The following is a 20,094-nucleotide window of genomic DNA, read 5'->3' on the forward strand; positions in this document are numbered from 1 at the left end:
TCCACGCCCCCCATCCTACGACCTAAGTGCCCCCGAAGCTTTCCTAGGCGGGGACCCCAGAAAAAGGGCCCGACAGGCCTTTCCCCCAAGTCCCATGGGGATTTTTCTATGCCCGGGCGCTTAGCGCCTTGGGGTACGGCCCGCTCCCTCCAGGACAAGGGGAAAACCCCGTTGGACCCAAGGCCCCAGGTCTAAGGAAGGTCTGTACCCGGACAGGCGTCCAAGCCCACCCGAACCTCGGAAAGCCCCGGCCTGGAAAGGACCATCCGGCAAAGCGTACCGGTGCAGGCGTCCTTCGTGGGAGCCTGGTAACGGCCCCCAGGCCACTCCGCCTACACCTGGGAAGCCTCCCCCGCATAGGTCAAGACCACCTCCGCCCCCGAACGGCCACCCGAGCCCGGCAGGGGGAGGCCTCCTCCCCCTTTGGGGCAAGGGGGGATGGGCCAGAGGGACCTTGGGGGGATCTGGGGGACCGGAAGGCGAAGTAAAAGGCGATCCCCCTTAAGGCCAGAAGGCCGATGAGGGTGTTTCGGGTCATGGGGCTCTCCCGGTACCCCGCCTTCGGGCACCCCCAAGGCGGGGCTCACCGTCAGGCTGTAAAGGCAATCCCCGCCTTGCTACCAAGGCGGGGAGTTTTGCCTTGGAGCCGGTGGCCGGATTTGAACCGGCGGCCTACCGCTTACGAGGCGGTTGCTCTACCGCTGAGCTACACCGGCCCGCCCTTAGGAGTGTAAACCAGGCCGCCCCTTTGTGCAACCGGCCCCCCACGGGCCCAGGCCTTAGGGGTATGCTAAGGCTTGTGAAGTTCTGGGTGGAGGACCTGGGCCTCGTGCCCTACCAGGAAGCCTGGGCTTACCAAAAGGAGGTCCACCGGGAGGTGAAGGAGGGGCGCCGCCCCCCCACTCTCCTCCTCCTGGAGCACCCCCGGGTGGTCACCCTGGGGCGGAAGGCCACGGGGGAGAACCTCCTTTTCCCGGAAAGCTGGTACCGGGAAAACGGCTTTGAGCTCTACTGGGTGGAGCGGGGCGGGGACGTGACCTACCACGGCCCTGGGCAACTGGTGGGCTACCCCATCTTCTCCGTGGGGCGGGAGGTGCGGCGCTTCCTGCGCCAAATCGAGGAGGCCATCGTAAAGGTGGCCGCATCCTACGGCCTTTCCGCCTACCCCACCCCGGGGTACGCGGGGGTCTGGGTGGGGGAGGACAAGCTCTGCGCCATCGGGGTGGCGGTGAAGGAGGGGGTGAGCTTCCACGGTTTCGCCCTCAACGTGAACACCGATCTGAACGATTTCAGCGTCATCATCCCCTGTGGGCTCAAGGGCAAGGGGGTGACCTCCTTGGAGAAGCTTCTTGGGAAAAAGGTGCCCATGGAGGAGGCCAAGGACCGGGTGGTCCAGGCCTTCGCCCAGGTGTTCGGCTGGGAACCGGAGGTGAGGGGGCGTGCCGCCCAAGTTTGAGACCCTAGAACTCCTAAGCCCAAACGGGGAACGCATTGAGCTCAAGGTGGTGAAGAACGGCCTGGCCCAGGCCCGGCCCGAACCCGTGGACCGAAGGAAGCCCCCCTGGATCAAGGCCCCCCTGCCCGCGGGGGAGCGCTACCAGGCCCTTAGGACCATGGTGGGGGAGCTTAAGCTCCACACCGTCTGCCAAGAGGCCATGTGCCCCAACATCGGGGAGTGCTGGAACCACGGCACCCTCACGGTGATGATCTTGGGGAGCGTCTGCACCCGGGCCTGCAAGTTCTGCGCGGTGGACACGGGGAACCCCAAGGGGTGGCTGGACCTGGAGGAGCCCTTAAGGGTGGCCGAGGCCATCGCCCGGCTCGGGGTGAACTACGTGGTCCTCACCAGCGTGGACCGGGACGACCTCGAGGACGGAGGCGCGGGCCACTTCGCCAAGACCATCCGGGCCATCAAGGAAAGGGCCCCCGGGGTCCTGGTGGAAGCCTTGACCCCGGACTTCCAGGGGGACCTAAGGGCGGTGGAGACCGTGCTGGACGCGGGGCCTGAGGTTTACGCCCAGAACCTGGAGACCGTGCGCCGCCTCACCCGCAAGGTGCGGGACCCCCGGGCGGGCTACGAGCAGTCCCTAAGGGTCCTGGCCCACGCCAAGCGTTACCGCCCCGGGGTCCTCACCAAAAGCAGCCTCCTCCTGGGCCTGGGGGAAAGGGACGAGGAGATCCTGGAGGCCATGAAGGACCTGCGGGCCGCGGGGGTGGACATCCTCACCTTGGGGCAGTACCTGAGGCCCACCCCCGCCCACCTTCCCGTGGAGCGGTACGTGACCCCGGAGGAGTTCAAGCGGTACGAGGCCTGGGGGTACGGGCTCGGCTTCCGCGAGGTCTTCGCCGGGCCCTTGGTGCGGAGCTCCTACCGGGCGGACCGGGTCTTCCTGGAGGCCAGGGCGCGGTGAGGCTTTTCCTCCTGGACCTCTTCGCCCTCCTCCTCTTCGCCGGGGTGGGGCTACTCGCCCACGGGAGGCCCATAGACCTTCCCGGCCTCACCCGGAACCTCCTCCCGGTCCTTTTCGTCTGGCTCCTCCTCGCCCCCTTCCTCGGCACCTACCGGCGGCCCTCTTGGTGGAACCTCCTCCTCGCTTGGCTCCTCGCCTTCCCTGCGGGGCTATGGCTTAGGGAGATGGCCTTAGGGGGGAGCTTTGGCCCCGGGTTTTTCGTCTTCCTGGGGGTGGCCATGGGCTTCAGCCTCCTCTTCCTCCTCCTCCTTCGGGGCCTGGCCAAGGCCCTCAGGCTGTGGTAAAACCCCCTTATGGACAAGGTGGCCTTCCTCGGTCTTGGGGCCATGGGCTACCCCATGGCGGCCCATCTGGCCCGGCGCTTCCCCACCCTGGTCTGGAACCGCACCTTTGAGAAGGCCTTAAGGCACCAGGCGGAGTTCGGCTCCAAGGCCGTCCCCCTGGAGGAGGTGGCCGAGGCCCGGGTGATCTTCACCTGCCTCCCCACCACCAAGGAGGTGGCGGAGGTGGCGGAAAAGCTCCTTCCCCACCTCCGGCCCGGCACCTTCTTTGTGGACGCCACGAGCGGCGAGCCCGAGGGAAGCCGGAGGCTAGCGGCGCGCCTCTTGGAGCAGGGCGTGGTCTACCTGGACGCCCCCGTCTCCGGGGGGACGGTGGGGGCGGAGCGGGGCACCCTCACGGTGATGATGGGGGGGCCGGAGGAGGCGGTGGAGGCGGTGCGGCCCTACCTGGCCTACGCGGGGAAGGTGGTCCACGTGGGCCCTGTGGGGGCGGGGCATGCGGTGAAGGCCATCAACAACGCCCTCCTGGCGGTGAACCTCTGGGCGGCGGGGGAGGGATTGGTGGCACTTGTCAAGCAGGGGGTTTCTGCGGAGAGGGCCCTGGAGGTCATCAACGCCTCCTCGGGGCGTTCCAACGCCACGGAGAACCTCATCCCGGAAAGGGTCCTGACCCGTGCCTTCCCCAAGACCTTCGCCCTGGGCCTTTTGGTGAAGGACCTGGGCATCGCCATGGGGGTCCTGGATGGGGAGAAGGCCCCAAGCCCCCTCCTCCGCCTCGCCCGGGAGCTTTACGAGATGGCCAAGCGGGACCTGGGGGGCGAGGCGGACCACGTGGAGGCCTTAAAGGTCCTCGAGGCCTGGGCGGGGGCGGAGATCCGCTAAAACCCTAGCGATTCACAATGTGGATGGCCTGCTTGTGGAAGGCCTCCGCCGCCTCCATAAGGGCTTCGGAGAGGGTGGGGTGGGGGTGGACGGTAAGGGCCAGGTCGGTGACCGTGGCCCCCATCTCCAGGGCCAAGGCGGCCTCGGCGATGAGGTCGCTGGCCGCGGGGCCCAGGATGTGCACCCCGAGGAGAAGGTCCTTTTCCTCGTCCCCCACCACCTTAAGGAGGCCCTCCGTCTTCCCCAGGGTGAGGGCCCGGCCGGAGGCGGAAAGGGGGAACTTGCCCACCTTGACCCGGTAACCCGCCCTCCTGGCCTCCTCCTCCGTGAGGCCCACGGAGGCCCACTCGGGATCGGTATAGACCACGCTGGGGATCTGGTAGTCAAAGGCCGCGTTCCGCCCGGCGGCGTTCTCCGCGGCGATGAGGCCCTCCTTCATGGCCTTGTGGGCGAGGAGGGGGGGGCGGGCGGCGTCCCCGATGGCGTAGACCCCAGGCACGCTGGTCTCCAGGCGGTCGTTCACCCGGATAAAGCCCTTGGGATCCCGGGCGATGCCGAAGGCCTCGAGGCCCAAGCCCTCCGTGCGGGGCCTCCGGCCCACGGCCACCAGGATCTTGTCCACCACGATCTCCTCGCCCTCTCCCCCCTCCGCGGGCTCGAGGCGCACGTGGAGGCCATCCCCCTTCTTCTCGTAGCCCACGGCCTTGGTGCTGGTCTTGATGGTGAGGCCCTCCTTCACCAGGGCCCGCCGGAGGAGGCCCGCGGTCTCCCGGTCCTCATGGGGAAGGATCTCCGGCATGTACTCGATGAGGGTCACCTGGCTTCCCAGGCGGTGGTAGATCTGGCCGAGCTCGAGGCCCACCGCCCCGCCTCCGATGACGAGAAGCCTCGAGGGCACCCCTTCCTCCACCCGAAGGGCCCGGGTGGAGTCCCACACGTCCTCCCCAAAGGGAAAGCCGGGAAGGGCAGCGGGCTCGCTCCCCGTGGCCAGGATGAGGTTTTGGGCCTCGTAGCGCTTCCCCTCCACCTCTATGGCCTTGGGGCCCACGAGCCGGGCGAAGCCCTGGACCAGGGCCACCTTGTTCCCCTTAAGGAGGGTCCCCACCCCCCCGGTGAGCTTGCGCACCACGCTGTCCCGCCAGGCCCCAAGGCCTTTTAGGTCCAGCTCCGGCTTGGCCTTTAGGCCAAAGGCCTCCCCTGCCCTAAGGGCGTGCAGGACCTCCGTGGCGTGGAGGAGGGCCTTGGTGGGAATGCACCCCACGTTGAGGCACACCCCCCCCACAGGCCCCGCCTCCACCGCCAACACCCTAAGCCCAAGCTGCGCCCCCCGGATGGCCGCGTGGTACCCTCCGGGGCCGGTGCCGATCACGATCAGGTCGTAGGTCTCCATACCGTTCTCCTAGTCTTCAGGCCTCCAGGAGGAGGAGGTCGGGGTTTTCCAGAAGCCGGATCACCTCCCGGGTGAAGAGGGCCGCCTCGGCCCCGTCCACCAGCCGGTGGTCAAAGGACAGGGAAAGGAGCATGATGTCCCGCACCCCAATGGACCCGTCCTCCAGGACCCAGGGGCGCTTCCTAATGGAGTGGACCCCCAGGATGGCCGCGTCCGGGGTGTGGATGATGGGGAAGCTCATGAGGGCCCCCACGGAGCCGATGTTGGTCACGGTGAAGGTGGAACCCGAGACCTCCTCCGGGCCCAGGCGACCCTCCCGGGCCTTTTCCGAAAGGAGGGCGATCTCCTGGGCGAGCTCCAAAAGGCTCTTCCGGTCCACGTCCCGGACCACGGGCACGAGGAGGCCTCGCTCCGTGGCCACGGCCATGCCCAGGTGGTAGTACTTCTTGTAGACGATCTCCCCCCGCTCCTCGTCCAGGCTGGCGTTTAGCATGGGGTACTTCTTCAGGGCCCGGACCACGGCCTTGAAGATGAAGGGCAGGTAGGTGAGCTTCACCCCTTGGCGCTCGGCCTCCGGCTTAAGCCGCTCCCTAAGGGCCACCAGGGCCGTGAAGTCGGCCTCGTCCACGTTGAGGGTGCGCACGGTGTAGAGGTGGCTTTGCCAAAGCCCCTGGGCGATGCTCCGCCTCACCCCCCTAAGGGGCACCCGCTCCTCCAGGGCCTCGTAGCCCTTCGGGGGAACGTAGCGGGGCGGGGGCGGGAAGAGGGCGGGAGGGGCGGAAGGGGCCTCCTCCTGCGCCGGGGCGGCCGCCTGAACCCTCTTTTCCGCATAGGCCCGCACGTCCTCCACCCGCACCCGGCCCAAAGGCCCCGAGCCCGGGACCTCCTCTATGGGGATGCCGAGCTCCCGGGCCAGCTTACGGGCCGCGGGCACCGCGAGGACCCGGCCCGACCGGGGCTCCGCCTTAGCCCCCTCCTTCTCCAGAAAGGGGTTCTTCACCGCCACCTCCCGGGTGTCGGGCTTGAAGAGGGAGAGGGCCTCCCCCTCGTCCTTGGGGGGCAGGCCGGGCTCCACGATGGAGCGCTCCTCCTCCGCCTGGAGGGGGACCCCAGCCTGGGCCTCGTGGGGCTCGGCGATGAGGGCGATGGGGGCGTGGACCTTCACCACTTCCCCCTCCTTGGCCAGCTTCTTCAGCAAGACCCCCTCGTAGGGGGAGGGTAGCTCCACCGTGACCTTGTCGGTCATGACCTCCACAAAGGGCTGGTCCTTCTTGAGGTAGGCCCCCTCCTCCACCAGCCACTTCACGATCTCGCCCTCCACCACGCTCTCGGCCAGCTCGGGCATCAGGATTTCCTTGGGCATGGGCTTCACCTCTTCTCGTCCGGCAAGGGCCTAGTAGTCCAGGGCCCGCTTGGCCGCGTTCAGGATGCGGGTCACCGTGGGCATATAGAGCTTGTCCTGGGCGTAAGGGTAGGGGGTGTCAAACCCCGCCACCCGAATGGGGGGCGCAAGGAGCATGTCCAGGATGTCCTCGGCGATGGTGGCCGCCACCTCGCTGATGAAGCTGGCGTGGCGGGGGGCGTCGGAGACCAGGACCACCCGCCCGGTCTTGGCCACGGAGGCCATCACCGCCTCGTAGTCCCAGGGCATGAGGCTCCTCAGGTCCAGGACCTCCGCGGAAACCCCCACCCCCTCTAGCTCCTCCGCGGCCTTCAAGACCTCGGGCATCACCGCGCCGTAGCCGATCAAGGTGAGGTCCTTCCCCTCCCGCCTTAAGGCGGCCTTGCCCAGGGGGAGGGTGTAGTCCTCCTCCGGCACCTCCTCCTTCACCGCCCGGTAGAGGCGCTTGGGCTCGAGGAAGACCACCGGATCCTCGTCGCGGATGGCGGCCTTCAGGAGCCCCTTGGCGTCGTAGGGGGTGGAGACGGCCACCACCTTAAGCCCCGCGGTGTGGACGAAGTGGGCCTCGGGGCTTTGGGAGTGGTGGTGCCCCCCCTTGACCCCGCCCCCAGAGGGCATGCGCACCACCAAAGGGGCGGTGAACTGCCCCCCGGAGCGGTAGCGGAGCTTGGCCACCTGGCTCACCAGCTGGTCAAAGCCGGGGAAGATGTAGTCCGCGAACTGGATCTCGGCCACGGGCCTGAGGCCGTGGGCCGCCATGCCCAAAGCGGCCCCCACGATGGCCGCCTCGGAAAGGGGGGTGTCCATGACCCGGTCGGGGCCGTACTTCTGGAGAAGCCCCTCCGTGACCAGGAAGACCCCGCCCCTTTTGCCCACATCCTCCCCCAGGACCACCACCCGGGGGTCCTGGGCCATCTCCTCGTCCAGGGCCCGGTTCAGGGCCTGCACCATGGTCATGAGGGCCATCAGAGCTCCTCCTCCAAAAGGGCCTTCTGCTTGGCCAGGTGCCAGGGCATCTCCGCGAAGACGTCCTCAAACATCCACTCAGGGGGCACCTCCCCGGCCTCCTCCGCCTCCTTCGGGCCCTTCTCCAGCTCCTTCCGGATCTCCTCCTTAAGGTCCTCCTCCCACTCCAAGGTCCAGAGGCCCCGGGCCTCGAGGAAGCGCTGGAAGCGGGGGATGGGGTCTTTGCGCCGCCAAGCCTCCACCTCCTCCTTGGGGCGGTAGCGGCTGTCGTTGTCCGCAGAGGAGTGGGGCCCGTAGCGGTAGACCCGAAGCTCCACCAGGCTGGGCCCCTTGCCAAGCCGGGCGTTTTCCACCGCCTCCTTCACCACGTAGTAGCTGGCGAGGATGTCCATCCCGTCCACCAGGTAGCCGGGGATGCCGAAGGCGTGGGCCTTGTCGGCGATGGTGGGGCTATGGGTCTGGCGGCGGTAGTCCACGCTGATGGCGTAGAAGTTGTTCTCAGCAACGAAGACCGCAGGGGCCCCCTGGACGGCGGCGAAGTTGATACCAGCGTACCAGTCCCCCTCGCTGGTGGCTCCGTCCCCAAAGGTGCAGACCGCCACCTGCCCCGTCCCGAGGAGCTTCATGCTGATGGCCGCCCCCGCGGCCGGGGGGACGTGGGAGGCGATGGGGCTCGCCACGGTGAAGTAGTGGAGGGCCTTGGAGCCGGGGTGCTCGGGCATCTGCCGGCCCCGGTTTGGGTCGGCCTTGGTGGCCAGCATCTGGCCGAAAAGCTCCCGGGGGGGGATGCCTAGGGCCAAGGCCAGGCCGTGGTCGCGGTAGTAGGGGAAGATCCAGTCAAACCCCCGCCTCACCGCGTGGGCGATGGCCACCTGGGCGGCCTCGTGTCCCGCCGCAGGGGCCACAAAGCTGGTCTTGCCCGTGCGGATGAGGATGGTGTAGCGCTCGTCCAGCATGCGGGCGGCCAGCATGTCCCGGTACATGCGGCGGAGGACCGCCTCGTCCAGGTCCAAGGGGAAGTCCCCTAGCCACTCCCCTTTCTCCCCCATGAGCCTTATGGGCTCGGGGGTGAAGGGCTGGAATCGGTGGGTGTCCTTAACCATACGCCCTCCTTCTTGCGGGCGCTTTTGGCGCCCATGGAGCCTGCCCTGGGTAAGGGCCTTGGGCTCTTTCGGGATGGGGGTTGGGTCCCACTTTCCCTTCGCCCCGAGTATACCGCCTCGGGCTTAGCATGGAGGCGTGCGCCTGCGGGTGGTGGCGGTGGGGAAGCCCCGCCTGGCGTACGCCCGGCTGGGGATAGAGGAGTACGCGGGCCGCATCGGGCGGTACGCGCCCCTGGAGCTCCTCTTTGTGCGGGAAGCCGGGGAACTCCTGCCCCGGGCGGAGGGCCACCTCAAGGTGGTCCTGGACGAGAGGGGGAAGCTTGTCACCACGGAGGGGCTTTACCGGCTCTTCCAGGGGTGGGAGGGGAGGAAGGTGGCCTTCCTCGTAGGGGGCGCGGAGGGACACCCCGAGGAGGTCAGGAAGGGAGCGGACCTCCTCCTCGCCCTCTCCCCCCTCACCCTCCAGCACGAGCTGGCCCTTTTGGTCCTCCTGGAGCAGCTTTACCGCCTTCTCACCCTAAGGGCGGGCTACCCTTACCACCGATGACCTACCTGGGGTTCCAAAAGCTGGTGGAAAGGCTTTGGGCGGAGATCCCCGAGGCCTTCAAAGAGGGGCTCCAAGGGGTTCACGTCCTCCCTGAGGCCAAGCCCGAGCCCGGCCTCCCCGGGGTGTGGTGGCTTGGGGAGTACCTGGACCCCGGGCCCCCCAGCGCCCTAGGGGGCTTTGAAGGGCTTGGGCGGCACATCGCCCTCTACTACGGCTCCTTCTTGGCGGTGGCGGACGAGGGGTTTGACTGGGAAGGGGAGGTCTGGGAGACCCTCCTCCACGAGCTCAGGCACCACCTGGAGTCCCTGGCGGGCCGGAGGGACCTGGTGGAGGAGGACCTCAGGCGCCTGGCCGCCTTTCGCCGGGGCGGGCCTCCTGGGGAAGGAGGGCGCTAGCCCCCAAGGGGCGCCGGTCCTTGAAACCCCCGGAAAGGGGGTGGTAGTGGGCCACCTCAGGCTCCCCCTCCTGCCAACAGAGGAAGACCACCTCTCCCCCCACCCGGGCCGGGAAGTCCACGAGGCCCTGGTCCAGGTCCTTTAGGAAAACCCCTAGGGAGGCTAGGTAGCGGGCGTCCGCCTCCAGGGCCCCCAGGAGGAAGCGGGCCTCTTCCTCCAGCCTCCGGCGCTCGAGGCCCCGGGCCTCGGGGAGGCGGGCCTGGAGGTCCTTAAGGTCCCGCTTGGCCTCCCGCATCTGGGCCAGGACCCGCTGGAGCTCGGGGAGAAGGGCGTCGGCCTCTTCCTTGGTGAAGATGCGGGCGAACATCCTGCTCCCAATATAGCATGGAAGTTGGGAAAATGTGAGCGTGGCTTACTCAATGGTGGGCAGGAGGGCCACTTCCCCCGCGGCCACCCGCACCCCCCCCACTACTAGGCTCCCATCGGGGAGGACCTCCTCCGCCACCCCCTCCACGGAGCCCTTGGGGGTCTCCACCCACACCCTCCGGCCCAGGGTGTAGGAGGCCTCCCGGTAGCGGGCGAGGAGGGAAGGGGGGTCTTCCAAGAGGGGAAGGAGGGCCTCCAGGCGGAGGAGGAAGGCCTCCAGAACCGCCCGCCGGGAAAAGGCCCCGTACTGGGCAAGGGCCGCCGCCCCTTCCGGAGCCCAACCCACGTTCACCCCCACGCCGAGGAGGGCGTAGGCCACCTCCTCCCCCTCCACCTTGGCCTCCAGGAGGACCCCGGCCAGTTTGCGGCCATCTGGGGCCAGGAGGTCGTTAGGCCACTTGAGCCCCCCCACCCCCACCGCCTCCCATAGGGCGAGGCCCGCAAGGAGGGGGAGGAGGCCCATGGCGCTTAGGGGAAGGCTTGGCCTTAAGAGGAGGGAGAAGGTGAGGCTATCCCCAAGGCGGCTTTGCCAGGGCCTTCCCCTCCGGCCCCGGCCCCTTTCTTGCACCTCCGCTAAGACCAGGGCCCCTTCCGGTGCCCCCTCCTCCGCCCAGGCCTTGAGGACATCCTGGGTGCTCCCCACCCGGCCCAGGTAGCGGTAGGGGCGGCCAAGCCGCCCCTGGGGGCGGAAGAGGTGGGGCAGGGGGGTGCCGGGGCGGATGCGGTACCCCTTCCGCCCCACCTCCACCGGGTAGCCCTCCCCCTGGAGGCGGCGGGCCTCCTTCTGCACCGCGGCCCGGCTCACCCCAAGCAGGCGGGCCAAGGCCTCGCCGCTTTGGAAGTCCTCTTGCAAAAGGTCCAAAAGGGGCATCAGGCCAGTTCCACCTGGGAAAGGTCCCCAAGGACCAGGCGGTGGGCCCGGGGGAGGCCGTTCCGGCCCCTCACCTGGGCCCCCACCCCCAGGATGCTCTCTTGGAGGCGAAGGGAGGTGTCCTCCAGGACGGCCTGGTCCTCCAGGATGGCGTACTCCACCTCTGCCCGCACCACCCGCGCCCCGGGGCCCAAGGAGGTGAAGGGGCCTATGTAAGCCCCCTCCACCACCGCCCCCTCGCCGATATAGGCCGGGCCGATGATCCGGCTTCCCACCACCCTTGCCCCCCGTTCCACCACCACCCGGCCCGTGAGGTGGCTTTCCTCCACCACCCCGTCCAGCTGGGGGGCAAGCTCCTCTAGGAGCAGGCGGTTGGCGTCCAGGAGGTCCTCGGGGCGGCCCGTGTCCTTCCACCAGCCCTGGACCTCCACCCCCACCAGCCTCCGTCCCCTCTCAATGAGGCCCTGGATGGCGTCGGTGATCTCGTACTCCCCCCGGGCCGAGGGCCGGAGGCTCTGGATGATCTCCAGGATCTCCGGGGTGAAGACGTAGACCCCCGCCACCGCTAGGTCCGAAGGGGGTTCCTGGGGCTTCTCCACCAGGCGGAGGATGCGCTCGCCCTCCAAGACTGCCACCCCGAACTGGCGGGGGTTTTCCACCCGCACCAGGGCGATGACCGCGCCCACGCCTTTGGAGAAGGCCTCCAGGTAAGGGCGGATGCCCCTTTGGAAGAGGTTGTCCCCTAGGTAGAGGACGAAAGGGCTTTGCCCCAGGAAGTCCCGGGCCACCCCCACCGCGTGGGCCAGGCCCTGGGGCTCCTCCTGGAGGATGTAGCGCACGGGGTAGGCCTCGAGGGCGAGCCTCAGGTCCTTCTCCGTCTCCGGGGAGACCACCACCCCAATCTCCTCCACCCCCGCCTGGAGGAGGTTTTCCACCGCGTAGTGGATGATGGGCCGCCCCGCCACCCGGATCACGGGCTTGGGCCGGGTGTGGGTGAGGGGCCGGAGGCGGGTGCCCCGGCCCGCGGCCAGGATGAGACCCTTCATGGGGAAGAGTATACCCGGTAGAATGAGAGGGGGCATGGGGTACACCTTGACCCGGGTGGCCTACGCGTACGACCGCCTGAGGGCCCACCCCCCGGAGGTGGCGGGGCAGATCGCCACGGCCATGGCGAGCGCCCTCCAGACTCGGGGGGAAGAGGTGGTTTTCCTGGAGCTTGGGGTGGGCACGGGGCGCATCGCCCTACCCCTCATCGCCCGGGGGTACCGGTACATCGCCCTGGACCACGACCCCGCCATGCTGGAGGTCTTCCGCCAGAAGGCCGCGGGGGTCATGCGCAAGGTCCAGGTCCTGGAGGCAGACGCGAGGAGGGTGCCCCTGCCGGACGAGAGCGTCCACGCGGTGGTGGTGGTGCACCTTTGGCACCTCCTCCCCGACTGGCCCAGGGCCCTGGCGGAGGCCCTAAGGGTCCTGAAGCCCGGGGGGGTTCTCCTGGAAGGCTGGGACCGGGTGGCCTCGGAGGAGGAGTGGGCCCTGCAGGAACGGTGGCGGGCCTTGGTGGAGGCGGAGGGCTTCCCCGTGGAGCGGGGGCTCCACCAGAGGAGGCTACAGGAGGTGGAAGGGGCCCTAAAGCGCCTCGGCCTTAAGCCCAAGACCCGCCAGGTGGCCTTTTGGCGGGAGGAGAGGACCCCCAGGGAGAGCCTCGAGGCCCTTCAAGAAAGGCTCTATTCCTTCACCCAGAGGGTGCCCCAGGAAGCCCACGAGCGGGCCATGGCCCAGCTTTGGGCCTGGGCCGAGGCCGCCTTCGGCGACCTGGACCGGCCCTTCCCCGTGGAAAAGAGCTTCCACCTAAGGATCACCCGGCTCGGATGAAAACCATCCAGGTAGAAACCCCAAAGGAAGGCTTCGTGAACATCACGAGGAATGTTGAGGAGGCCCTAGGCGGGCACACGGGCCTGGTCTACCTCTTCGCCCCCCACACCACCTGCGGCCTCCTCCTCCAGGAAGGGGCGGACCCCGACGTGGCCCACGACCTCCTAAGGCGCCTGGAGGAGCTGGCCCCCAAGGTTCACCCCAAGGACCGGCACGCCGAGGGGAACACCCACGCCCACCTGAAAAGCCTCCTCACCGGGACGAGCCTCCTCCTCCTCGCCGAGGGGGGAAGGCTTAAGCTTGGGCGCTGGCAGCAGGTCTTCCTGGCGGAGTTTGACGGGCCGAGGAGGCGGGAGGTCTGGGTGAAGCCCCTCTAACCACCCCGCCAAAGCCTCCGCTTTGGCGGGGGCCCCGAGCAAAGGATCCGCTGGGGTGCCTTTTGGGGGCCCCCGTCTGGGGCGGGGTACTTAAACCCAGCTCACCGCCCCAAAGGTGTCCTCCCGCTTGGGGCTTGTGGAGAAGAGGACCACAGGCACCCCGGTGTGCTCCTCAATGAGTTCCAGGTAGGTCTGCAGGCTTTTCGGGAGGTCTTCCCGCCGCCTCACCCCGGAAAGGTCCCCCCAGCCCTCTAGCTCAAGGTAGCGCACCGCCTCCGGCAGGGCCTCCCCGGGGCGGCTCCCATCCAAGTACTCCACGGCCACCTGCACCCTCTCCAACCCGGAGAGGACGTCCAGCTTGGTGAGGGCCAGTCCGTCAAAGCCGTTCACCTCGCAGGCGTACTTCAGGGCCACCAGGTCCAGCCAGCCCACCCGGCGGGGCCGGCCGGTGGTGGTGCCGTACTCCCCCCCCTTCTCCCGGAGGTGGTGGGCCAAGGCTCCCCCGATCTCCGTGGGGAAGGGCCCCTCCCCCACGCGGGTGGTGTAGGCCTTGGCCACCCCGTAGACCTTGGTGATGGCCTTGTGGTTGACCCCCGCCCCCACCAGGATGCCCCCCACCGTGGGGTGGGAGCTGGTCACATAGGGGTAGGTGCCGTAGTTCAGGTCCAGAAGGGTGGCCTGGGCCCCCTCAAAGAGGATCTTTTTCCCTTTGCGCACCGCCTCCCGTAGGAGGGCCCCGGTGTCGGCCACGTAAGGGGCCAGGATTTCCCGCATGCGATGGAGGTCCTCCAGGGCCTTTTCCTCCGAGGTCCAGCCCGCCTCGCGGGTGGAGTTGGGCTTTTCAAAAAGGAGGCGGCGCACCCGTTCCTTCAAAACGCCTTCGTCCAGGAGGTCCCCCGCGCGGATCCCCACCCGCCGGGCCCGGTCGGAGTAGGCGGGGCCGATCCCCCGCCCCGTGGTGCCCACGAAGTTGTGGCGGCTTTCCACATGCTTGTGGTGGGGAAGGACCAGGTGGGCCCGCTCAGAGACCAAGACCTTCGGGCGGAAGCCCTCCTTCTCCAGGGCCAGAAGCTCCTCCTGGAAGCGGAAGGGGTCTATGACCATCCCGTCCCCCAAGACGTTCACCGCGTGGGGGTGGATGACCCCCGAGGGGAGGAGGTTGAGCTTGAACACCCGCCCCTCGGCCACCACGGTGTGGCCCGCGTTGGCCCCCCCTTGGTAGCGCACCACGTAGTCCGCCTCTGGGGCCAGGGCGTCCACCACCTTGCCCTTGCCCTCATCCCCCCACTGCGCCCCGATGATGGCGATCCCCGGCATCCCCTTAAGCTTACGCCGCCCCTTGCAAAAGGGCCACCTCCTCCGGGAGGAGGGCGATGCGCAGGGCCTCGGCGTTCATGCGGGCCTGGGCCTCGTTCTTGGCCCCGGGGATGGGAAGGGCCCCCTTCTCCACGAGGTAGCGGAGGGCGATGGCGGCGGGGCTCGTCCCCTTGGCCTCCGCCAGGGCCTTGAGAACCGGGAGGAGGCGCTCCACCTTCCCGAGAAGAGGGCGGTACTTGGCCCCCCGGTAACCGGGCGGGGGGGCTTTGGGGTCCAGCTTCCCCGTGAGCCAGCCCATGGCCAGGGGGCTATAGGCCATGAGGGCGATGCCCTCCCGGCGAAGCGCCTGAAGGTGAGGCTCCCAGTCTCGCTTGAGGAGGCTATACTCCACCTGCAGGGCCAGGAGGGGCACCCCGTGGCGGTCCAAAACCCCCTTTACCTCCGCAACCTGGGCCAGGGTGGCGTTGCAGACCCCCACTCCCCGGGCCAGGCCCCGCTCGTAGGCCTCGGCCAGGGCCTCGGCCCAGACCCTTAGGGGCACCGGGGGCCAGGGCCAGTGGAGGAGGTAGAGGTCCACCGCCTCCACCCCAAGCCGGCCCAAGCTCCCCTTTAGGGCTTCTAGGAGGCTCCGCCGGCTTAGGCGCCAGGGGTAGGGGAAAAACTTGGTGACCAGGTAGGGCCTGGCGCCCGCCTTGGCCATGAAGCGGCCCAGGAGGCGCTCGGAAAGGCCAAAGCCGTAGAACTCCGCGGTGTCAAAGAGGCGCACCCCGGCCTCGAGGCTAGCCCTAAAAGCCCCCTCCAGCGCCCCTTCCCCGTACCCCCGGCCGTAGCCCCAAAAGAGCCGGTCCCCCCAGGCCCAGGTGCCCACGCCCATGCGGTGGGAAAAGAGGGGGTTCATCCTAGGCGGAAGGGGTTAAAGTCCGTGTCCCGGTCGTAGACGTCCAGGCCCTCGGCGCGCTTCAGGAAGCCCACCACCCCGTAGGTGAGGGGGAGCATGACCACCTCCACCCCCACCTTGAAGGCGTAGTTGGAGAGGAAGACCAAAAGGAGGACCTCCGGGGGGAAAACCCCCAAGAAGGCCACCAGGAGGAAGACCGCCGTGTCCAGCCCCTGGCCCACCAGGGTGGAGAGGAGAGCCCTAAGCCAGAAGTGGCGCCCCTCGGTGCGCACCTTGAGCCGGGCCAGGACGTAAGCGTTGGCGAACTCCCCCATGAAGTAGGCGAGCAGGCTTCCCAGGACGATCCTCGGGGTGAGGCCGAGGAGGAGGCCAAAGGCCTGGGCGAAGCGCCGGCTCTCCTCATCCTGCGGAGCAGGGAGGGTGGCCACCACCTGGAAGGTGAGGGTGGCAAGGAGGAGGGCAAAGAAGCCCATCCAGATGACTCTGCGGCTTCTTCGGTAGCCGTAGACCTCGGTGAGCACGTCCCCAAAGATGTAGGCCAAGGGGAAGAGGAGGGTGCCCCCGTCAAAGGTGAAGGGGCCCAAGACCACCAGCTTGGTGGAGGCCACGTTGGAGACGAGGAGCACCGCGGCGAAGAGGACGGCGATCAGGTCCAGGTACCTCATTCTTCCTCCGGGGAAATGGAGGTGATGAAGGGCAGGTTGCGGTCAAACTGGGCCCGGTCCAGACCGTAGCCGTAGACGTAGGCGTCCTCAATCTCAAAGCCTAGGTAGTGCACGGGCACCTCCACCTGGCGCCGGGCAGGCTTGGAGAGAAGGGCGGCCACCCGGATGGAGGCGGGCTTGCGGGCCTCGAGGTAGGCGAGGAGATAGGAGAGGGTGAGGCCGGTGTCCACGATGTCCTCCACCACGATCACGTCCCGCCCGTGGATGGGGAGGCGGAGGTCTTTCACGAGCTCCACCTCCCCACTGGTCTTGAAGGCGTTGCCGTAGGAGCTGATGGAGATGAAATCCAGGGTAAGGGGCAGGGGGATGGCCCGCACCAGGTCGGCCATGAAGATAAAGGCCCCGTTCAAAACGCAGATTAGATGGGGGGTCTTGCCCTGGTAGTCCCGGGCGATCTCCGCCCCAAGCTCCGCCACCCGCCGCTCTATGGCCTCCTTGCTGATCTGCACCGGTCCGTTCCCGGGAGCAAACATCCCGCCCATACTACCCGAATCCCATTCCCCTAAACGCCCTTGCGGTGAAAGCGCCTTATGGAGCCCCAAAAGCCTGCCAAACCCTCCTTTTCTGGCCCCTGCCTAGGAACGCTTCGGCGGGGTGCTCAACCCCACCCCCGTCTCCAGAGCCCTAAGCTCGGCCTCCGTGAGGAAGCGCCAACGCCCCGGGGGAAGATCCCCCAAGCGGATGGGGCCCACCTGGGTCCTGAGCAGGCGCCGCACGGGGTAGCCCACCGCCTTCAGCATCCGCCGCACCTCCCGCTTGCGGCCCTCGGCCAAGACCAAGACCGCCCCCCCATGGGCCGGGCGGCAGGCGAGGGCTCGGGCCGGGCCATCCTCCAGCTCCACCCCCTCAAGGAGCCTTCGGCAGACCGCCTGGGGCAGGGTACCCCTTTCCGTCCAGACCCGGTAGACCTTCCGCACCCCGTGGCGGGGGTGGGTGAGGCGGAAGGTGAGCTCGCCGTCGTTGGTGAAGATGAGGAGCCCCTCCGAGTCCCGGTCCAGCCGCCCCACAGGGTGGAGGCCGGGGATCCTGGGGAGGAGGTCGTAGACCGTGCGCTCCGCGTGGGGGTCAGAGCGGGTGGTGGTGTAGCCCTTGGGCTTGTGGAGGGCGAGGACCACCCGCCTGGGGAGGGCCACCGGCTTCCCGTCCACCTCCACCCGGTCCTGCGGGTCCACCTCCTGGCCCAGCCGGGCCACCGTCCCGTTCACCCGCACCCGGCCCTGGCGGATGAGATCCTCCGCCTTCCTGCGGCTTCCTATCCCTGCCCGGGCCAGGTAGGCTTGGAGCCTCATGGGAAGCGGGGCGGGCGCTTTTCCTTGAGGGCCTTTAGGCCCTCCTCCACCTCCTCACCGGAGAAGCCCAAAAACTCCAGGGCCAGGGAGACCTCAAACTGGGGCAGGAAGGCCCGAAGCCAGCCGTTTAGGGCGTGCTTGGTGTGGCGGAGGGCCTCCTTGGGGCCCTTCGCAAGCCTCTCCGCCACCTCCAGGGCCTTCTCGTAGACCTCATCGTCCTCCACCGCCAGGGCCACCAGGCCAAGCCGCTCCGCCTCCTCCCCAGTGAGGGGCTCGTTCAGGAAAAGGTGGTACTTGGCCTTGGCCAGGCCCACGAGAAGGGGCCAGAGGAGGACCGCGTGGTCCCCCGCGGCCACCCCAAGGCGCAGATGCCCGTCCAGAAGCCTTGCCCCCTTCCCCACCACGGCGATGTCCGCGGCGAGGGCCAGGGCGAGCCCCGCCCCCACCGCCACCCCCTCCACCGCGGCCACCACCGGGTAAGGAAAGTCCAAGGGCCCTAGGACCAGGTCCCTGGCCTCCCAGAAGACCCTCTGGAGGGCCTCCCTCGAGGCGCGCATCTCCTCAATGAGGGCGAAGGACCCCCCGGCGGAGAAGACCCCGCCCTCCCCCCTAAGGAGGACCGCCCGCAGGCCCTCCACCCCCTCCAGGTCCCTCCACACCCGGGCCAGGGCCCGGTGGGCCTCCGGGGAAAGGGCGTTGAGCTTCTCCCCGCGGAAAGCGATCTCCAAAACCCCAGGCCTAGGCCAGGAAAAGCCCAGGCTCGGGTAGCGAGCCGCCAGGTCCATAGGGCGATCTTACCCCCCTTTCCTTGGGTGATAGAATCCCTAAGGCATGGCCCTTTACGCGGTGGATAAGCCCCTCCACCTCACCTCTCACGACGCCGTGGAGGAGGCGAGGCGGCGCCTGGGCACGAGGCGGGTAGGGCACACGGGCACCCTGGACCCCCTGGCCACGGGCCTCCTCCTTTTGGTCTCCGACGAGAGCACCAAGCTGGTCCCCTTCCTCTCGGGGGAGGAGAAGGAGTACCTGGCCTGGGTCTCCTTCGGGGCCACCACCCCCACCCTGGACGCGGAAGGCCCGGTAAGCGAGGAAGCCCCGGTGCGCTTTGACCGCAAGGACCTCGAGGCCGCCCTCCCCCGCTTCCTGGAGATGAAGGAGCAGACACCCCCCCTCTACTCCGCCATCAAGGTGGGGGGGAAAAGGGCCTACGAGGCCGCCCGGGAAGGCAAGCCCTTGGAGCTTGGGCCGAGGCCGGTGCGCTACCTGGAGGTGGAGCTTCTGGCCTTTGACCCCCTCCCCACCCCCCATCCCATCGCCCCTTCCGCCCAGGGGTGGCGGCTTGCGGAAAAGGGGGGGAGGAAGGTGGCCCTGCCGAGGCCCTTGGGGCCCTACCCCACCGCGGTGGTCCGGCTTGTGGTGGGGCCTGGAACCTACGTGCGGGCCTTCGCCCGGGACCTGGGGGAGATGCTAAAGACCAAGGCCTTCCTCTCGGGGCTAGTGCGCACCCGCATCGGCAAGATCGGCCTGGAGCGGGCGGTGGCCCTTTCCGATCTCACCCCGGACAAGGCCATCCCCGAGCTGGACGTTCTCCCCTTTCCCGTGGTGGAGCTTTCCCACACCGAGGCGCGAAGGGTTTTGGAGGGCATCCCCCTCCCCATCCCTGCCCTGGGCTACGTGACCCTGGTAGACTCCCGCAGGCGGCTTCTCGCCATCGCGGAGGGCGACGGCTTCAAGCTCAAGATCAAACGGGTGTTCGTAAAGGAGGCCTAGCATGGTGATCGGTGTACCCAAGGAGATCAAGACCCTGGAGAACCGGGTGGCCCTGACCCCGGGCGGCGTGGAGAGCCTGGTGCGGCGCGGCCACACCGTCTTGGTGGAGCGGGGCGCGGGGGGGGGCTCGGGCCTATCCGACGCGGAGTACGAGCGGGCCGGGGCCCACCTGGTGAACCGGGACGAGGCCTGGGGCGCGGAGCTGGTGGTGAAGGTGAAAGAACCCCTTCCCGAGGAGTACCGCTTCCTGAGAAGGGGGCTTATCCTCTTCACCTACCTGCACCTGGCCGCGGACGAGGCCCTCACCCGGGCCATGCTGGAAAGCGGGGTCACGGGCATCGCCTACGAAACCGTTCAGCTTCCCGATGGCTCCCTTCCCCTCCTCATCCCCATGAGCGAGGTGGCGGGCCGCATGGCCCCCCAGGTGGGGGCGGAGTTTTTGGAGAAGCCCAAGGGGGGCCGGGGGGTCCTCCTCGGGGGCGTGCCCGGGGTGGCCCCAGCCAGCGTGGTCATCCTGGGGGGTGGCACCGTGGGCACCAACGCCGCCAAGATCGCCCTGGGGATGGGGGCCCAGGTGACCATCCTGGACGTGAACCACAAGCGCCTGCAGTACCTGGACGACATCTTCGGGGGCCGGGTGGTGACCCTCACCGCCACGGAGGCCAACATCAAGAAGAGCGTCCAGCATGCGGACCTCCTCATCGGGGCGGTGCTGGTTCCCGGGGCCAAGGCCCCCAAGCTGGTCACCCGGGAGATGCTCCCCCTCATGAAGGAGGGGGCGGTGATCGTGGACGTGGCCGTGGACCAGGGGGGGTGCGTGGAGACCATCCGCCCCACCACCCACGCGGAGCCCACCTACGTGGTGGACGGGGTGGTCCACTACGGGGTGGCCAACATGCCGGGGGCGGTGCCCAGGACCAGCACCTTCGCCCTCACCAACCAGACCCTGCCCTACCTCCTGAAGCTGGCCGAGAAAGGCCTAGACGCGCTAAGGGAAGATCCGGCCCTCCTCAAGGGGCTCAACACCCATGAGGGCCGCCTCACCCACCCCGGGGTGGCCGAGGCCTTCGGCCTCTCCTACACGCCCCCGGAGGAGGCCTTAAAGGGGTAAC

The 20,094-nt window shown here is 68.4% G+C and carries 23 protein-coding genes and 1 tRNA gene; 10 read left to right on the forward strand and 14 right to left on the reverse strand.

Annotation, left to right across the window (positions count from 1 at the left end; all coding sequences use genetic code 11):
* Positions 1-641: 641 nt before the first annotated feature.
* Positions 642-716 (reverse strand) — tRNA-Thr (locus WKI94_RS05890).
* Between the two features lie 83 nt (positions 717-799).
* Between WKI94_RS05890 and lipB the strand changes: the two genes are divergently transcribed.
* The 4 genes from lipB to WKI94_RS05910 are packed head-to-tail and all read left to right on the forward strand — an operon-like array spanning position 800 to position 3,634.
* Entirely contained in the window at positions 800-1,456 is a 657-nt protein-coding gene (gene lipB / locus WKI94_RS05895; RefSeq protein ID WP_337844873.1) for a lipoyl(octanoyl) transferase LipB, read from the forward strand.
* A complete protein-coding gene (gene lipA / locus WKI94_RS05900; RefSeq protein ID WP_337844843.1) occupies positions 1,440-2,411 on the forward strand; it encodes a lipoyl synthase in 972 nt (323 codons plus the stop codon). Before lipB ends, lipA begins: the two co-directional genes overlap by 17 nt.
* Positions 2,408-2,755, forward strand: coding sequence for a DUF3054 family protein (locus tag WKI94_RS05905; RefSeq protein ID WP_337844844.1), 348 nt, complete (start codon positions 2,408-2,410; stop codon positions 2,753-2,755). The genes lipA and WKI94_RS05905 overlap by 4 nt, the downstream gene beginning before the upstream one ends.
* Before the next feature lie 9 nt (positions 2,756-2,764).
* Positions 2,765-3,634: an NAD(P)-dependent oxidoreductase gene (locus WKI94_RS05910; RefSeq protein ID WP_337844845.1), complete on the forward strand. Its 870-nt coding sequence runs from the start codon at positions 2,765-2,767 to the stop codon at positions 3,632-3,634.
* A 4-nt stretch (positions 3,635-3,638) separates the two neighbouring features.
* Here the strand turns inward: WKI94_RS05910 and lpdA are convergent, their stop codons facing one another.
* Genes lpdA through WKI94_RS05930 form a run of 4 tightly spaced genes read right to left on the reverse strand, consistent with a single transcriptional unit; the run spans position 3,639 to position 8,495 of the window.
* On the reverse strand, positions 3,639-5,024 hold the full coding sequence (lpdA, locus tag WKI94_RS05915) for a dihydrolipoyl dehydrogenase (RefSeq protein WP_337844846.1): 1,386 nt from the start codon (positions 5,022-5,024) through the stop codon (positions 3,639-3,641).
* A 16-nt stretch (positions 5,025-5,040) separates the two neighbouring features.
* The gene (locus WKI94_RS05920; protein WP_337844847.1) at positions 5,041-6,387 is read right to left on the reverse strand and encodes a dihydrolipoamide acetyltransferase family protein; all 1,347 of its coding nucleotides are present in this window, start codon (positions 6,385-6,387) and stop codon (positions 5,041-5,043) included.
* A gap of 30 nt (positions 6,388-6,417) precedes the next feature.
* On the reverse strand, positions 6,418-7,392 hold the full coding sequence (locus WKI94_RS05925) for an alpha-ketoacid dehydrogenase subunit beta (RefSeq protein WP_337844848.1): 975 nt from the start codon (positions 7,390-7,392) through the stop codon (positions 6,418-6,420).
* Positions 7,392-8,495, reverse strand: coding sequence for a thiamine pyrophosphate-dependent dehydrogenase E1 component subunit alpha (locus tag WKI94_RS05930; RefSeq protein WP_337844849.1), 1,104 nt, complete (start codon positions 8,493-8,495; stop codon positions 7,392-7,394). The genes WKI94_RS05925 and WKI94_RS05930 overlap by 1 nt, the downstream gene beginning before the upstream one ends.
* A 136-nt stretch (positions 8,496-8,631) precedes the next feature.
* Between WKI94_RS05930 and WKI94_RS05935 the strand changes: the two genes are divergently transcribed.
* The gene (locus WKI94_RS05935) at positions 8,632-9,042 is read left to right on the forward strand and encodes a 23S rRNA (pseudouridine(1915)-N(3))-methyltransferase RlmH (protein ID WP_337844850.1); all 411 of its coding nucleotides are present in this window, start codon (positions 8,632-8,634) and stop codon (positions 9,040-9,042) included.
* On the forward strand, positions 9,039-9,437 hold the full coding sequence (locus WKI94_RS05940) for a metallopeptidase family protein (protein ID WP_337844851.1): 399 nt from the start codon (positions 9,039-9,041) through the stop codon (positions 9,435-9,437). The genes WKI94_RS05935 and WKI94_RS05940 overlap by 4 nt, the downstream gene beginning before the upstream one ends.
* Here the strand turns inward: WKI94_RS05940 and WKI94_RS05945 are convergent.
* From WKI94_RS05945 to WKI94_RS05955, 3 genes are read right to left on the reverse strand one after another with little or no spacing between them, the layout of a single operon-like run.
* Positions 9,382-9,804: a DUF2203 domain-containing protein gene (locus WKI94_RS05945; RefSeq protein WP_337844852.1), complete on the reverse strand. Its 423-nt coding sequence runs from the start codon at positions 9,802-9,804 to the stop codon at positions 9,382-9,384. The genes WKI94_RS05940 and WKI94_RS05945 overlap by 56 nt on opposite strands.
* Positions 9,805-9,849: 45 nt before the next feature.
* Positions 9,850-10,734, reverse strand: a complete 885-nt coding sequence (locus tag WKI94_RS05950) for a biotin--[acetyl-CoA-carboxylase] ligase (protein ID WP_337844853.1) — start codon at positions 10,732-10,734, stop codon at positions 9,850-9,852.
* Complete coding sequence (locus WKI94_RS05955; protein ID WP_337844854.1) at positions 10,734-11,780, reverse strand: glucose-1-phosphate thymidylyltransferase; 1,047 nt, start codon at positions 11,778-11,780, stop codon at positions 10,734-10,736. Before WKI94_RS05955 ends, WKI94_RS05950 begins: the two co-directional genes overlap by 1 nt.
* A gap of 34 nt (positions 11,781-11,814) precedes the next feature.
* Here WKI94_RS05955 and WKI94_RS05960 point away from each other — a divergent pair, with 34 nt between their 5' ends.
* Positions 11,815-12,606, forward strand: coding sequence for a class I SAM-dependent methyltransferase (locus tag WKI94_RS05960; protein WP_337844855.1), 792 nt, complete (start codon positions 11,815-11,817; stop codon positions 12,604-12,606).
* Positions 12,603-12,983: a secondary thiamine-phosphate synthase enzyme YjbQ gene (locus WKI94_RS05965; protein ID WP_337844856.1), complete on the forward strand. Its 381-nt coding sequence runs from the start codon at positions 12,603-12,605 to the stop codon at positions 12,981-12,983. Before WKI94_RS05960 ends, WKI94_RS05965 begins: the two co-directional genes overlap by 4 nt.
* A 90-nt stretch (positions 12,984-13,073) precedes the next feature.
* Here WKI94_RS05965 and WKI94_RS05970 read toward each other — a convergent pair whose 3' ends face one another.
* From WKI94_RS05970 to WKI94_RS05995, 6 genes are all read right to left on the reverse strand, one after another.
* On the reverse strand, positions 13,074-14,300 hold the full coding sequence (locus tag WKI94_RS05970) for an adenylosuccinate synthase (RefSeq protein ID WP_337844857.1): 1,227 nt from the start codon (positions 14,298-14,300) through the stop codon (positions 13,074-13,076).
* A 10-nt stretch (positions 14,301-14,310) separates the two neighbouring features.
* Positions 14,311-15,198, reverse strand: coding sequence for an aldo/keto reductase (locus WKI94_RS05975; RefSeq protein ID WP_337844858.1), 888 nt, complete (start codon positions 15,196-15,198; stop codon positions 14,311-14,313).
* Complete coding sequence (locus tag WKI94_RS05980) at positions 15,195-15,863, reverse strand: queuosine precursor transporter (RefSeq protein ID WP_337844859.1); 669 nt, start codon at positions 15,861-15,863, stop codon at positions 15,195-15,197. The genes WKI94_RS05975 and WKI94_RS05980 overlap by 4 nt, the downstream gene beginning before the upstream one ends.
* Positions 15,860-16,405, reverse strand: a complete 546-nt coding sequence (hpt, locus tag WKI94_RS05985; protein WP_337844860.1) for a hypoxanthine phosphoribosyltransferase — start codon at positions 16,403-16,405, stop codon at positions 15,860-15,862. Before hpt ends, WKI94_RS05980 begins: the two co-directional genes overlap by 4 nt.
* A gap of 93 nt (positions 16,406-16,498) precedes the next feature.
* Positions 16,499-17,212 carry a pseudouridine synthase gene (locus WKI94_RS05990; RefSeq protein ID WP_337844861.1) on the reverse strand — a complete coding sequence of 238 codons (714 nt, stop codon included), beginning with the start codon at positions 17,210-17,212 and terminating at the stop codon, positions 16,499-16,501.
* Positions 17,209-17,997, reverse strand: coding sequence for an enoyl-CoA hydratase/isomerase family protein (locus WKI94_RS05995; RefSeq protein WP_337844862.1), 789 nt, complete (start codon positions 17,995-17,997; stop codon positions 17,209-17,211). Before WKI94_RS05995 ends, WKI94_RS05990 begins: the two co-directional genes overlap by 4 nt.
* 46 nt (positions 17,998-18,043) lie before the next feature.
* Between WKI94_RS05995 and truB the strand changes: the two genes are divergently transcribed.
* Both truB and ald read left to right on the forward strand, forming a co-directional pair.
* Entirely contained in the window at positions 18,044-18,982 is a 939-nt protein-coding gene (truB, locus tag WKI94_RS06000; protein WP_337844863.1) for a tRNA pseudouridine(55) synthase TruB, read from the forward strand.
* 1 nt (position 18,983) lies between these two features.
* A complete protein-coding gene (ald, locus tag WKI94_RS06005) occupies positions 18,984-20,093 on the forward strand; it encodes an alanine dehydrogenase (RefSeq protein WP_337844864.1) in 1,110 nt (369 codons plus the stop codon).
* Position 20,094: the final 1 nt, after the last annotated feature.

It is taken from the genome of Thermus sp. (assembly GCF_037444525.1).
Classification (GTDB): domain Bacteria; phylum Deinococcota; class Deinococci; order Deinococcales; family Thermaceae; genus Thermus.

Excerpts from the sequence above, each read along its gene's own strand:
- ald (WP_337844864.1), top strand. The coding sequence starts at position 18,984 with ATGGTGATCGGTGTACCCAAGGAGATCAAGACCCTGGAGAACCGGGTG.
- WKI94_RS05920 (WP_337844847.1), bottom strand. The coding sequence starts at position 6,387 with ATGCCCAAGGAAATCCTGATGCCCGAGCTGGCCGAGAGCGTGGTGGAG.
- WKI94_RS05940 (WP_337844851.1), top strand. The coding sequence starts at position 9,039 with ATGACCTACCTGGGGTTCCAAAAGCTGGTGGAAAGGCTTTGGGCGGAG.
- WKI94_RS05995 (WP_337844862.1), bottom strand. The coding sequence starts at position 17,997 with ATGGACCTGGCGGCTCGCTACCCGAGCCTGGGCTTTTCCTGGCCTAGG.
- WKI94_RS05975 (WP_337844858.1), bottom strand. The coding sequence starts at position 15,198 with ATGAACCCCCTCTTTTCCCACCGCATGGGCGTGGGCACCTGGGCCTGG.
- WKI94_RS05945 (WP_337844852.1), bottom strand. The coding sequence starts at position 9,804 with ATGTTCGCCCGCATCTTCACCAAGGAAGAGGCCGACGCCCTTCTCCCC.
- WKI94_RS05910 (WP_337844845.1), top strand. The coding sequence starts at position 2,765 with ATGGACAAGGTGGCCTTCCTCGGTCTTGGGGCCATGGGCTACCCCATG.
- WKI94_RS05965 (WP_337844856.1), top strand. The coding sequence starts at position 12,603 with ATGAAAACCATCCAGGTAGAAACCCCAAAGGAAGGCTTCGTGAACATC.
- WKI94_RS05960 (WP_337844855.1), top strand. The coding sequence starts at position 11,815 with ATGGGGTACACCTTGACCCGGGTGGCCTACGCGTACGACCGCCTGAGG.
- WKI94_RS05930 (WP_337844849.1), bottom strand. The coding sequence starts at position 8,495 with ATGGTTAAGGACACCCACCGATTCCAGCCCTTCACCCCCGAGCCCATA.
- WKI94_RS05990 (WP_337844861.1), bottom strand. The coding sequence starts at position 17,212 with ATGAGGCTCCAAGCCTACCTGGCCCGGGCAGGGATAGGAAGCCGCAGG.
- WKI94_RS05980 (WP_337844859.1), bottom strand. The coding sequence starts at position 15,863 with ATGAGGTACCTGGACCTGATCGCCGTCCTCTTCGCCGCGGTGCTCCTC.
- lpdA (WP_337844846.1), bottom strand. The coding sequence starts at position 5,024 with ATGGAGACCTACGACCTGATCGTGATCGGCACCGGCCCCGGAGGGTAC.
- WKI94_RS05955 (WP_337844854.1), bottom strand. The coding sequence starts at position 11,780 with ATGAAGGGTCTCATCCTGGCCGCGGGCCGGGGCACCCGCCTCCGGCCC.
- truB (WP_337844863.1), top strand. The coding sequence starts at position 18,044 with ATGGCCCTTTACGCGGTGGATAAGCCCCTCCACCTCACCTCTCACGAC.
- WKI94_RS05970 (WP_337844857.1), bottom strand. The coding sequence starts at position 14,300 with ATGCCGGGGATCGCCATCATCGGGGCGCAGTGGGGGGATGAGGGCAAG.
- hpt (WP_337844860.1), bottom strand. The coding sequence starts at position 16,405 with ATGGGCGGGATGTTTGCTCCCGGGAACGGACCGGTGCAGATCAGCAAG.
- WKI94_RS05950 (WP_337844853.1), bottom strand. The coding sequence starts at position 10,734 with ATGCCCCTTTTGGACCTTTTGCAAGAGGACTTCCAAAGCGGCGAGGCC.
- WKI94_RS05925 (WP_337844848.1), bottom strand. The coding sequence starts at position 7,392 with ATGGCCCTCATGACCATGGTGCAGGCCCTGAACCGGGCCCTGGACGAG.